9 protein-coding genes are annotated in these 13,235 nt (G+C 35.4%); 2 read left to right on the top strand and 7 right to left on the bottom strand.

The window, feature by feature from the left end:
• Nucleotides 1–39: 39 nt before the first annotated feature.
• From recJ to HNS40_RS12620, 4 genes are all read right to left on the bottom strand, one after another.
• Entirely contained in the window at nucleotides 40–1,800 is a 1,761-nt protein-coding gene (gene recJ, locus HNS40_RS12635) for a single-stranded-DNA-specific exonuclease RecJ (protein ID WP_172281405.1), read from the bottom strand.
• Nucleotides 1,801–1,982: 182 nt separating this feature from the next.
• Complete coding sequence (locus HNS40_RS12630; protein WP_172281332.1) at nucleotides 1,983–4,286, bottom strand: hypothetical protein; 2,304 nt, start codon at nucleotides 4,284–4,286, stop codon at nucleotides 1,983–1,985.
• A gap of 352 nt (nucleotides 4,287–4,638) precedes the next feature.
• Nucleotides 4,639–6,039 (bottom strand): T9SS type A sorting domain-containing protein, encoded by a 1,401-nt coding sequence (locus HNS40_RS12625; protein ID WP_172281330.1) that lies wholly within the window; start codon nucleotides 6,037–6,039, stop codon nucleotides 4,639–4,641.
• 10 nt (nucleotides 6,040–6,049) lie between these two features.
• Complete coding sequence (locus HNS40_RS12620; protein WP_172281328.1) at nucleotides 6,050–7,063, bottom strand: hypothetical protein; 1,014 nt, start codon at nucleotides 7,061–7,063, stop codon at nucleotides 6,050–6,052.
• Between the two features lie 224 nt (nucleotides 7,064–7,287).
• On the opposite strand from HNS40_RS12620, the gene radA reads away from it, so the two are divergent.
• Entirely contained in the window at nucleotides 7,288–8,667 is a 1,380-nt protein-coding gene (gene radA / locus HNS40_RS12615; protein ID WP_172281326.1) for a DNA repair protein RadA, read from the top strand.
• A gap of 16 nt (nucleotides 8,668–8,683) precedes the next feature.
• Here radA and HNS40_RS12610 read toward each other — a convergent pair whose 3' ends face one another.
• Nucleotides 8,684–9,838, bottom strand: coding sequence for a hypothetical protein (locus HNS40_RS12610; RefSeq protein ID WP_172281323.1), 1,155 nt, complete (start codon nucleotides 9,836–9,838; stop codon nucleotides 8,684–8,686).
• Between the two features lie 9 nt (nucleotides 9,839–9,847).
• A complete protein-coding gene (locus tag HNS40_RS12605) occupies nucleotides 9,848–11,173 on the bottom strand; it encodes an MBOAT family protein (RefSeq protein WP_216663681.1) in 1,326 nt (441 codons plus the stop codon).
• Nucleotides 11,174–11,674: 501 nt separating this feature from the next.
• Here HNS40_RS12605 and HNS40_RS12600 point away from each other — a divergent pair.
• A complete protein-coding gene (locus tag HNS40_RS12600; RefSeq protein WP_172281319.1) occupies nucleotides 11,675–12,154 on the top strand; it encodes a hypothetical protein in 480 nt (159 codons plus the stop codon).
• A 112-nt stretch (nucleotides 12,155–12,266) separates the two neighbouring features.
• On the opposite strand, the gene HNS40_RS12595 is transcribed toward HNS40_RS12600, so the two are convergent.
• Entirely contained in the window at nucleotides 12,267–12,734 is a 468-nt protein-coding gene (locus tag HNS40_RS12595; RefSeq protein ID WP_172281317.1) for a hypothetical protein, read from the bottom strand.
• Between the last annotated feature and the right edge of the window lie 501 nt (nucleotides 12,735–13,235).

Here is a 13,235-nt window from a genome sequence, read left to right as displayed (position 1 = left end):
ATATCAACCAGAAGAAGTTAAACATTATCCAACTAATCCTTACTCCATATCGGGTTTGATATCTCTAATATTTAATTGAAGGTTTTTTTGACCATTCCATTCATTTTCTTCCAAATGGTAACAAATGGAAAAAGTAAGACCTTGTCCTTTAATCATATTTAGTTTATCTGCTTGCTGAAAAGCTATAGCAGGCAAGGGATAACCAGAAATATTGGCATGTACCACCTCTAGCTTTAAATGATTCTTACCAACTGTTCTGGCACTACCCGTATCCATCACATCGGTGGTTACAAATACTGGAGCCATATTACCAGGCCCAAAGGGTGCAAACTGACGGAGGATTCTAAAAAACTTATTATTGATCTCATTTAAGTGAATATCAGCATCGATAGTTATTTCAGGAGTAAGGGATTCTTCGGTGATATTATCTTTTACATATTGCTCAAACTTGGCTCTAAAAGCATCTAGGTTTTCAGGCTTAAGACTAAAACCAGCCGCATATTTATGGCCTCCAAAATGCTCTAGCAACTCACTACAATGGTCAATGGCATCGTAGATGTCAAAATTTTGAACGGAACGACAGGAGGCTGTGAGCAAACCATTACTTTTGGTGAAGACAATAGTAGGTCGATAATGAGATTCTATCAGTCTACTGGCCACAATACCAATAACTCCTTTGCTCCAATTGGGATTAAAAACAATGGTGCTTAGTTTAGTATCATCCTCTGGATCATCCTCTATCACCGTCATGGCTTCTTCAGTGATTTCAGAATCCAAGGTCCTTCTTTCGGTGTTGAGTTCATTTATTTTCTTAGCAAAAGAATAGGCCTCATCAAGGGTTTGACTGATCAATAGTTCCACTGAGTTCCTACCACTTTCAATCCTCCCAGCAGCATTAATTCTAGGACCAATCTGAAACACCAAATCACTTACTGTCAATTCTTTATTATATATATAATCTCCATCCTCCACATTCCTAGGACGTACTTTTTTAAAGCTAGTATACTCTAAAATCGCTTCTATTCCTGGGCGTGGATTACTATTGATTCTTTGTAAGCCATAATAGGCTAAGATTCTATTTTCACCAGTAATGGGTACGATATCAGAAGCAATCGCTACTACCACCATATCTAAATACTCATTCAAATCATCAAAAGGAAAAGTATTATTTTGAGAATAGGCTTGTATCATTTTAAATCCCACACCACATCCCGAAAGCTCTTTGTATGGATATTCACAATCCACACGCTTAGGGTCCAATACTGCTACCGCATTGGGAATTTCATCTCCTGGTCGGTGATGATCGCCAATAATAAAATCAACTCCTTTGGAACGGGCATATTCTATTTTATCTACAGCTTTGATTCCACAATCAAGTGCAATCACCAATTTATAACCAGATTTGGCTGCAAAATCAATTCCTTGAACTGATATCCCATAACCTTCTTTATATCTATCTGGAATATAAAAATCTACTTCGGAGTATAGTTTTTTAAGAAAAGAGTAAACCAATGCTACGGCGGTGGTACCATCCACATCATAATCACCATAGACTAATATCTTCTCACGACGATTGATTGCTTCTTCAATTCTTTCCACAGCCTTATCCATATCCTTCATTAAAAAAGGATCATGAAGTTGACTTAATTCTGGTCTAAAAAAGGTTTTGGCTTCATCGTAATTAGTGATTCCTCTTTGTGCTAATAAGTTAGCCAAAGTTGGTTCTAGTTTTAGAACATCCTGCAAGTGAGAAATAACTTTCTCATCGCTTTCTGGTAATATGACCCATTGTTTTTCCATCTGAGCGAACAAAGTTAATCATTTTATATGGCATGTTCAGTGGGAATAACAAAATATATTATAGCCGCAAATAAAAAATATTCAGCCCGATATTATAAATTGCATTTATAATATCGGGCTGAATATTTTTCAATCTTTAGTAGCCCTAAATCTATTTATTGAGGCTATTTCAATAAGGATTTCTACTTCACAAACAATATTTTAGTCACCATGGTTTCGTTCCCCAAATCATCGGAGATATATACCAAATACACACCAGTATTTACCTTTCCTCCATTCAAGGAATGACCATCCCAAATGGCTTGTCCACCATAGGAAACACTCTGATGTACCAATCCACCATACACATCAGTGATCCTAATATTTGCATCTCTTACCAATCCTTTAATAGCAATGACACCATTATAATCTGGACGAACAGGATTGGGATAAGCATAAACATCATCCGTAAGTTTTGGTTCAGGAGGAACAGGGCTATCTTTAAATACTATGACCCCTTTATCGGTTCCAATATACACTTCGCCATTATCTAAAATATCAATAGCTACCACATTATTGGAATAAAGGGGACTGTTTTCACTTGTAAAATGATATATCTCCTCTTGACCATCTGCGGATAATAAAAACAAACCACCTCTTTCTGTACCCACCCATTTCTGATTGGCTCCATTCACAGCAATAGCCTTTACTTTTTCTGCTTCAAGGAGGTATTGAGCATAGCCATCTTTTTCCACAATAATCCTTTGTGCATCAAAATCACCTCCATTAAATATACCATAAGCATTATAAATCACACCAATTCCGGCATCTGTTCCTAGCCAAATTTCGCCATCTAAATCATCAGCAATGGCCGTAACAGTACTTCCTGGTATATTTCCATTATTGGGATAAGAATTTAGTCCTTTCAACTGATTTCCTGGCTCTTGAGTTTCATCGAAGACGAAAATATAATTACTTCCTCCTTGGCGCATTTGCATCCATTTATATCCTCTTGAATCCACCATCATTTTACCCACATCTTGAGCACTGGAAGCTCCTAATTCCCAGGCAGTCCATTCTCCTGTTGGAGACAAACGATGCATTAATGCATTACTATATGCACAATTTACCCAAAGACTTCCTGCATCATCATAAGCTACGCCACCAATTCTTAATGTCTTGGTTGTACCATTATATGGTGTCAAGGTGCTATTGCTTATTCCATAGGCCGCTTCTACGCCTTCACTATTAAAAACAGTGACTCCACGCCCCCAACTTCCTAAAGCATATTGATTAATATTATTTGGATTAACGGAAACACAAACCATATCATAGATGGTATCAAGGGCAGAATCTTTACCTTTATAATAATTTACCCATTCTCCATCAATTTTACTAAACACTCCATCACTATTATAAACGTTAGCATAAGAATCATCTCGACCTCCAGGTGCAACTACTAATCGATTCCCTTGGGCACTCATATCAAAAACATTAGCTGTTCGCGGGCCATTCAATATATAGTTACTAAAACGATAAAAGTCAATCGTATTAACAAGACCACTAAGTTCATCTGCTATCCAAAACGAGCCATCCGAATCCTCTGCTACTTCTGCAGGCTTCATGCTATACGAAAGACCATTCTGGCTAACAGTGCTACTAGAATCGAGTTCTGGCTGATATAGGACCAGAGCATTAGTTCTATATAGATACAAATATCTATTACCGCTAGTTAAATTAACATTTCTTCTTACATTTTGAATTTCAAGTGGGCTCCATGTATTATCTTGCAAAATAAAAATACTATCTAAATTATTATCAGGATGATGATTCACCAATATTTTTCCTTGATGGTTTTCTACTTGATCAAATACGCCATCAGAATGAGGGACTTCTGTTACCACTGTCCAACTCTGAAAATCGGCTAAGTTTTGACTTGATAAATCAGCTTTTCTTAGCCCTTCCTCGGTTGCTGCATAAATATCGTTTCCCAAACGACTTATATCAAAGACTTCCAATGCATTGCCATCATCACCAATATACCATGTATCCTTAATTTCTTCCTTTTTAACATCTAACAGTACAATTCCAAATCCACAACTTAAATAGGCTATCTCGTCAATAAAATAAATATTGTTAATGGTTTTCTTACCCAAAATCTGTTTACGTTTGATATCAGAAATATTGATGATTTCCCCATCTTTCACTAAATCGATATTGGTATTGGAATATGCTATAACTAAAACATCTTCAGCTTTATTATACTCAATAGTACTCACTCCAAAATCACTCAAACCATTAATTTTACTATAGCGTTTCATCACTTCATCAGACTTCCTAAGCGTGAATAGGCTATAAGGAGTAACCGCGTATATGATATCATCAGCTATGGCCACTGCAATGGCTTCGCGATAGGGTAATTCATCGCGCCAATCTCCAATACTAATACTTTGTGAAAAAACAGAAAGGCTTAAAATAAGAGCAAAAAATGTAAATATTTTATTCATTGTATTTATTTTCAATCATTTATATTATATCAATATCAATACCAAATATAAAAACTATAGTATAGATACTAATCTACAATAATAAGAATTTTGACTTTATAGTTTCTATTCTTCTGGTGTATAACTCAAAATAGATTTATTTATTATGCAAATGTTTAAAATGAAATGAAATCCCTAATATTATTAGAGGCCATCAGAAGATGCCATTTTGGAATCATAGCTTCTGATAGCCTCTGCTAGAATAATAAGAAATTACTCCAACCATTTCATATCATCATAATAGCTTTCACCCCTGCCCTAAAGAGCAAAGAAATATATAACCCTTAATATGTGATACTTAACTATATTTATATTATTGAATAATGATTTTTCGTACCATTATCCCTTTGTTGGTTTTTATCCTCAGAAGATAAAAGCCCTTTGAAAGCTCACTAATATCAATGGCATTTTTTGTGTGCAGCCCATTATTTAAGTCTTGGGTTTGTCCCGCATAATTATAAATAATTAGCTCAACAATTTTTAATTCAGGGTTAACACTTTGAATCCAAAGATTTGTTCCCAATGTTGGATTGGGGAATATTTGGATACTTGATTCCATGTTTAATTCAGATACTCCTATATGTGCTACAAATATTCCAGTATTAAAATCTACATAGAAATTCAAGTCTTCCACAGTGGTATTATCCTCTGCTATTTGGATATAGTAGGTAGTATCCATTTCTAAACCAGGTATTTCTACTTTTATTCTGAAATTCCCTATAGGAAGATTCGACATGCTCCACTCTCCAATGTCATTACTCCTATTGTAAGCCACAGGAAGAAAGTTTCCTTTATCATCAGCAGCATCAAATTCAAGTATCACATCCACATTTTTAACAGGCTCTCCTCTTGATTCAGCATGATAAATATGTCCTTTCACTTGACTAGTCCCCGCATCCATTTCCGAAAAAGAGGAAACCATGATATTCATATTTAACAGACTAGATTGTTGGGTGGAAATGATGGCAGCCTCTTGCCAATAAGGGGTATCACCGTAATAGGTGGGAAGAAAGCTATTATTATCTTCTGGTATTATTTTTATAAAATAATTCGAGTTGGGACAAACCTGAGAAAACTCATAATTCCCATCCTCAAGATACAGCGTATCTACCCCCACGGCAGATCCTTCGCCAAAATACTGATACAGAACCAACATACCAGATGGAATAGGGGTTTCATCCGCATCGAAGATAAAACCAGAAATGCTTAAATCACAATTGAGCAAGTCGAATTGCTGAGAAAAGGTCTGACTCCACTGATTCAAGTCATTCATGGTTCTGATATTGAATTCATGAGTTCCAGGTTCCAATTGACTCACTCCTGCCAAAAAACTCAATTGTAATTCATTATGATGTTGAAATTCAAGAAAAGGAAACCCATTTCCATATCCCGGATCCTGATCGTAAAAATACTCTACCTCACTAATTAGGGAGGCTTCCCCTTTATTTGCTTCTATATAAAAGCCTTTTGATAAAACACTACTCCAGCTTCCATTTTCGCTTTTTATTCGAACAAATAGGCTATGAAAACCTGGCAAAAGATTAGAAATATCGAGACTTTCAATAATCTCAACATCTTCGGAGGGATTGATGCTGATGGGAGTCGCCAAACCGAAACCTGGATCTTCATCAAAGAAATATTCTACTTGATTTAATTGCTGACCATACAAACAAGTGACCATAAAGGCCAACAATATTATTAATTGCTTTTTCATGACCTTTAGATTAATGTTGAGATTTTGCTTTAATATGAACTTGTAGACCATTGGTATTTCCAACACCAGAAATATTAGATTCGTAAATACGTGGAATGGGAGGCAAACCACTTAAGATATAGGGAAAATTCCCATCGAAAATACCACAATCAATTCCACCCATACCATGGCCTTGGGCTACTGAACCTGCTTGCAATACAAACATAGCATCAGGACTGGTATTTTCGCCATCTGGATAATCCACAAAAACCTCCGACAACACAATTCCGCCTATATTGTTCTCACCCATTTCAGGCATCTCTCCTGTTCCAATAATATTATTTTCTACTAAATTATTATTCCCCACACTAGAATTGACTCCTCCATCAATAATATTATTTTGCACAGTCATATTAACGCCAAATAGAGAAGAATAATGACCTGCGAAAATATTATTCCTGACCACATAACTCCCTAAGTCTTTATTCAAACTCATGCCATCAAAGAATACATTATTTTGAAATACAATATTTGATGATGGATAGGCCATGTCCCAAACCCATAAATTAGCATAAACGTAGCATTGTTTCATCATAAAGTTAGAGATGTCCTGATCCCAGCCTCGTAATCTCATTTCGCTAGAAATCTGACATCTTTCAAAGGTAATCTCACTTGTATATACATATAATAAACCACCAACGAAGCTGATTCCAGAAAAAAGGCTCCCTTCGCTACCTGCATCTACAATTAGCATAACACTCACAACAGCAGGCAAGTGATTGGCTTGAGTATCTTCATTTTCCAACAAAAAATAACCTGTACCATAAAAGGTTAGTGATTTAGTTAAATTAATTTGCCCTTCTTCATAATTTAAGCCCGTTCCTTCAATATAAATCACATCTCCATCAGTCGCCGCTTCAATGGCTGCCGACAAAGTGGTAAAATCAGCTTGAGCATTTGGGAAATTATTCACCCGCCAAGTAGCGGAAAACAAGGAGGCACTAAAAAATAATAAACTCGAAACAATAAGTATTGATTTTTTCATAAGATTTTGATTTTAAGTGATTATAAACGATTTGTTAAAATTATAACAGTAAATAGGCAAGGTCAAGAAAAAATATTTTTTTAACATTTGACTGATTCACAGTATTATACACCAGAACAAACATTCACTAGCTAAGAAGAAAAAATCACATCATGAATCTAGAAAATGATAAATAAGAAAAGCTTTTTATCTAATTTTACCTCCTCAAAAAAAACAATAAGATCATGGCCAAAGTAAAAAAAGCATTCTTCTGTCAAAATTGTGGAGCACAATCGCCTAAATGGGTTGGGAAATGCCCGAGTTGTAATCAGTGGAATACTTTTGTGGAAGAGATTATTGAAAAAGAAAGTACCAAAGACAGTTGGCGCGATACCGCCAATGCCATAGGAACTAGTCCAGCTAAAAGCAAAGCTCGTAAACTCAAAGATATTTCGGTAGAAGAGCAAAGCCGACTTAATACTCAAAGTGAGGAACTCAACAGAGTACTAGGAGGAGGCTTAGTTCCGGGTTCAGTGATACTTTTGGGTGGAGAGCCCGGGATTGGAAAGTCTACCCTCCTCCTACAATTAGCCATGAAGATGACGAATCTAGATGTGCTATATGTCAGTGGAGAAGAAAGCGAACAACAAGTAAAAATGAGAGCGGAAAGATTAAATATCACCTCCGACGATTGCTACTTCCTTACCGAAACCAATATCCAAAGAATCTTTCAGCAAGTGAAAGAAGTAAAACCAAAAGTACTTATTGTGGATTCCATTCAAACCCTACAAAGCGAACATATAGAATCCTCTGCCGGCTCTGTTTCACAAGTTAGAGAATGTGCTGGTGAATTTCAGAAGTTTGCCAAACAAACCCATACTTCTGTTTTCTTGATTGGTCACATCACCAAAGATGGAGGATTGGCAGGCCCTAAGGTCTTGGAGCACATGGTTGATACGGTTTTACATTTTGAAGGAGACAGAAACTATGGCTACAGGATTTTAAGAACTGTAAAGAATCGCTTTGGTAGCACTTCGGAGCTGGGGATTTTCGAGATGAGTGGCAATGGCTTAAGAGAGGTTAGCAATCCTTCTGAAATATTACTTTCACAAAGAGAAGATAACCTGAGTGGCATAGCCATAGCAGCAAGCATAGAAGGTATGCGACCTATGCTAATTGAGATTCAAGCTTTGGTAAGCAGCGCGGTATACGGAACACCTCAAAGAAGCACTACTGGATTTGATGCCCGTAGACTCAATATGTTATTGGCTGTTTTAGAAAAAAGAAGCGGATTTAGGTTGAGTATTAAAGATGTTTTTCTCAATATTGCTGGAGGAATTAAGGTAGTCGACCCTGGAATAGATTTAGCCGTAGTTTGTGCCATATTAAGCAGTAGTGAAGATGTGGCCATAGATCAAAAAATTGCTTTTGCTGCAGAAGTAGGCTTATCAGGAGAAATACGCTCGGTAAATCACATTGAGCAAAGAATATCAGAAGCAGAGAAATTGGGCTTTGAATCTATAGTGGTTTCTAAATATAATGGAAAGAACCTCCAAAAGGACAAAGGTATTAGAGTAGTGGCAGTCAGTAAGATTGAGGAAGTTTTTCGCTTTGTATTTGGGTAATTTATTGGCTGACTCCCTATTGAACGTCCTCTTTATCCTGCTCTATATCTGGCTCCACAAAAGAAGGCTCCTGCAATAATCTATCAATATAGGTTTCATAAATGGAATAAATGACCACATCAGGTTTTTCAATATCAATAATTTCCTTATTAAATTTGTACTGCCAATCGTCCCAAATATATACTGTTTCACTAAAAACCTCAGGTAAGAAGGATAAACTAGTATTGCCAAATGAATCTCTAAAAATTATAGCTTTGGGAAAATCAGAATTCGAAGATTTAAATCGTCTACAAAACTCAAAATCCCCATATCTGAAATCGGGATCATGATGTCGGTATCCAGAATCCTTTTTAAAGGTCATATTCTTTGGTGAAATACGATATCCAAAATCAAAGTCACTTTGATCGACAGCAGCATTTTTCATATTACCACCCTCTTTATCATAGCTTTCAAAAGTAAACAATGAGGTATCCATTGATTGGGAAATACCCATATCAGCATAAATACTCTGAACCAGTTCTTGGTAAACATAAAAAGCCCCCAATTGATTCCAATGGGTATCATATTTTAAAAACACAGGATCTATTTTGCCTTTCTCTTTCAAGATGGGCAATCCATCTATAACAGCAATGTTGGTATTTGCTTTAAAATATTCAATAAACCTATCTCCCATATTTTGGGAGCCTTTTCTAATGAGCATAGGTAACTTCTCCGACAATACTTTATATTTAGATGGAATAATGAGGATATACATTTCCATTCCATTGTTGTTGAAATATTCTTTACGCTTTTGAAATTCAAGAGCCATACGCTCTATTTGCTCATTACTAATGGTTTTCTTGCCAGTATAAACAGGCAGGTTTTTTGAAGTTTCAAAAACATAATTATCATTTCCTCTGATATACTTACCCCTACTCGTTTTTTTCTGATATACACTATTATTCAACCATTCATATATATCAATAAGATAGTTTCTACCAGCAAAGTGATCATTAAAATAATCATTATAAGCATTAGGATAGGGATCTAATTGATTAATATCAAGTTTAGGTTTTTCGGCTAACTTTCTATTCTCAGAAGTATCTTCTTTATGAACAATATGAAAAAGATGATTCAGGGAAAAAGCGAATAACAGGACTAAAAAACTAATATTTACAGCTAACTTCATCATAATTGGCTATTAAAATCTAAAATAAATAAAAGGGTTATAAGTGCTATTGGCCAAATAAGTGGTCACCAAAATCATGATGATGATAATGAATAAAGAATAGCTTATGGGCTTTAGTTTTGCGAGGAGGTTTGTACTTAAAGTCTTCAATAATTGCTTTTTTATCAACATGAATCCACCAAAAGCACCAAAAATAGCAATCATCAAACTTAAAACAAACTCTGAATTTATCATTAATGCTAAATCAACATCGATATCTGTTGTGTTTGAAAAACCAAACAAAGTCATATAAAACTCCTTAGCAAAACCAAAATCCTCCGCTCTAAACAACACCCAAGCCATCATGGCAATAAACAAAGTGTAGGTTCCAGAAAACAAAGCAGGTAATTTTTTTAGCGTATTTTTAAATCCGAGTCTTTCTATAACAATAAACAAACCATGAATCAGTCCCCATACCACAAAGTTCCAGCTGGAGCCATGCCACAAACCAGTAACAAAAAACACAATAAATAGATTCACATAAGTACGCTTCACACCAATTCTATTGCCTCCCAAAGGGATGTAGAGATAATCTCGAAACCAGCTTGAAAGAGAAATATGCCATCTTCTCCAAAACTCTTGAATTGATTTAGAGATATAAGGGAAGTTAAAATTCTCGAGAAGGTCGAATCCAAACATTTTAGCCAATCCAATAGCCATATCAGAATAGCCTGCAAAATCGTAATAGATTTGGAAAGTATAGGCAATAATGCCTATCCATGCCGCCAATGTAGATATTTCTCCAGCTGGGGTATTAAAAACTTGATCAGCTACAATAGCAAGATTATTAGCAATCAGTGTTTTCTTTGCTAAGCCTAAAACAAACCTCAATACACCTTCTGAAAATTTCTCATAAGTATGTGCTCTGTTATTAATCTGCAAGGAGATATCATGATATCTTACAATGGGTCCAGCTATTAACTGAGGAAATAATGATATATAAAGGCCTAGATTAGCAATGTTTTTTTGGACTTCAGCCTCTTTTCTATATATATCTATTAAATAGGACATGGCCTGAAAAGTATAAAATGAAATTCCTATGGGCAGTAATATTTCAGGTATAGGCAGCAATGAGTTTTGGGTTAAGCCCAGAAATACATTTATGGTTTCGGTAAACAATCCAGCATATTTAAATACACCCAACAGCGATATGTTAATAATAACACCAAATAAAAGCCAAACTTTAGCTTTTTCAGAAACGGCAATCCGCCTTCCAATTAAATAATTAAAAATAATAGAGACAATGAGCAAAGCAGAGTAGCTCACCCCACCCCAAGCAAAAAAGATTAGACTCGCCAAAAAAAGTAAATAATTCCTATAAGACTTTCTGATCATGTAATATAGCAACAAAACGGTTGGCAGAAATACGTATAAGAATACGAGAGAACTAAAAATCATTAGAGTCTTTTTTTAAATTCGAGGTAAAATTGCATCTTTTTTTTTAGCTCAACAAGTGTTTCTTAGATAAAACCAAAAATAGTATTTGGAGAATCAAAAGGACTATAACAAACCACTTTTTGAATGGTATAAGCATCCTTTTTTAGCCTCTTGGCTCATATTCGTTTTTGAGTGTAAATCGCGATCACCTCTCAGGATTTAGGCACCCAAACACCAATCATCCAACTGATACACAATACTGTATCCCGATTGCTTTCATAGAAATTATCGGTGAATAGATAAACAATTATAAAACCACCTTAGCTTGTTAATTTATTGAAAACGACAATAGCATTAAACTATATTCACTAAATTGCCTGCTCATATCATTTAAACACAATAACTACCCATCAAAGCTTATTTATGAAAATAACGATATATATCGCCATTTTAGCTAGTCTAATCTCAAGCAATCTTTTTGCTCAAAACACAGAACACAATCATACCCACAGTCATCACAAAAACGAGCTTGGTATTGCCAACTCACTTGTGTATTTCACTAATGCCGAAGAATTGGCATATGGACTTCACCTTCATTATATTCGTTCCCTACCACATTCAAAATTTGGGCTAGGACTTGGATACGAACGGGTATTTGATGAGCATGGTCACAATACATTCGGAATTGTAGGTGGATATAGCCCAATGGAAAGGTTACATTTAGCAGTATCGCCAGGAATAACTTTTGAAGATGGAAGCTCAGAGGTAAATTTTGCTTTTCATTTTGAAACCTCATATGGTTTTGAGATTTATGATTTCCATCTTGGACCTCTTCTCGAATTCGCCTTTGATCCTGAGGACATCCATATCAGCTTGGGTATTCATGTTGGATATGGGATTTAAAATATGATTGTTATTGTTTTCTGTAAAAGCACCCCCAACAAGACTCAAATAGCCCTTAAACACTGGTACTACAGAGGTTTTCGGTGCAAATAACGGTGCAAATATTTCGTTCTTATAATTTTGTTTTTAAAAAAATGTTTTTAAATATGATTGACACATCCTTTGATTTAAAATGCGCGACCGCCTTTTTGACTGTTTCAAGATCTTCCTTAGAGTCGATCACAAGGGCTAGTTCATATGTGTCATTAAAAGTTTCAATTTTAAGATAATTGTTTGCTGAATGCAATGGTTGCACTTTCTCATCCCTGAGTCGAATAGTAATATGTTGTAAGTTTGAGTAGGTAAATTCCTTGTTGAATAATTCTATTGCCTTATCAGATAGTGTTAAGGAGCTTATTGGGCCGTGTTTCTTCATATGGGTTTCATAAGAATCGACAACCTTATAAGCTCCACATACGACCACTAAAGGGATCATCAAATAGCTATATCCTTTAAGGAATGGGTTTGCTGAGATTTCTTCATTGGTATGGGTTAGGACAATGATAGCAAAGGGGATAAAAAAAGTCCCATTCCGATCCACAAATAACGAGCGTATTGATCACTCCAGTTTTTTTGTCATAGATTTTAAGTTCGATGATTTTTTCTTTTGGCATATTAAATGGTTTGATTTAAAACATTTAGTATAAGAATATGTAGCCGACTGCATGGCCCTTTCCTGTCAAGTTTCAAAGTTGTTGAAACGGGCTACAACTCTTGGATTCACTATTGTCTCAGCTTTTATTTTTACACTTAGCAGCGTTGTTTCTATTGGGCATAATTTAAAAATCACACCCATCACAGATAGCGTTGCTAAGATAGTTATTTTTACTTGAGATAAGGAAAAATGCTATATTAATAAGCATTAAAAAATCGAGCGTCTTTGCCTAGACTATGATTATTTATCTAGATAAAGACGGCTCATGTTAATTTTTATGGGGAGAATCAGAATAAAGAGTTCGGATTAAAGAGTAGCAAATATGAATTGATGTTTTGCTTCACAAGGCATAATATTTAGTGTAGATTGAAATTATAGCCTTTTTTA

This window comes from Lentimicrobium sp. S6 (genome assembly GCF_013166635.1).
In the GTDB taxonomy this organism is placed as follows: domain Bacteria; phylum Bacteroidota; class Bacteroidia; order Bacteroidales; family UBA12170; genus UBA12170.
This window is presented reverse-complemented; position numbering and strand designations above follow the sequence as displayed.

Excerpts from the sequence above, each read along its gene's own strand:
- recJ (WP_172281405.1), bottom strand. The coding sequence starts at position 1,800 with ATGGAAAAACAATGGGTCATATTACCAGAAAGCGATGAGAAAGTTATT.
- HNS40_RS12630 (WP_172281332.1), bottom strand. The coding sequence starts at position 4,286 with ATGAATAAAATATTTACATTTTTTGCTCTTATTTTAAGCCTTTCTGTT.
- HNS40_RS12625 (WP_172281330.1), bottom strand. The coding sequence starts at position 6,039 with ATGAAAAAGCAATTAATAATATTGTTGGCCTTTATGGTCACTTGTTTG.
- HNS40_RS12620 (WP_172281328.1), bottom strand. The coding sequence starts at position 7,063 with ATGAAAAAATCAATACTTATTGTTTCGAGTTTATTATTTTTTAGTGCC.
- radA (WP_172281326.1), top strand. The coding sequence starts at position 7,288 with ATGGCCAAAGTAAAAAAAGCATTCTTCTGTCAAAATTGTGGAGCACAA.
- HNS40_RS12610 (WP_172281323.1), bottom strand. The coding sequence starts at position 9,838 with ATGATGAAGTTAGCTGTAAATATTAGTTTTTTAGTCCTGTTATTCGCT.
- HNS40_RS12600 (WP_172281319.1), top strand. The coding sequence starts at position 11,675 with ATGAAAATAACGATATATATCGCCATTTTAGCTAGTCTAATCTCAAGC.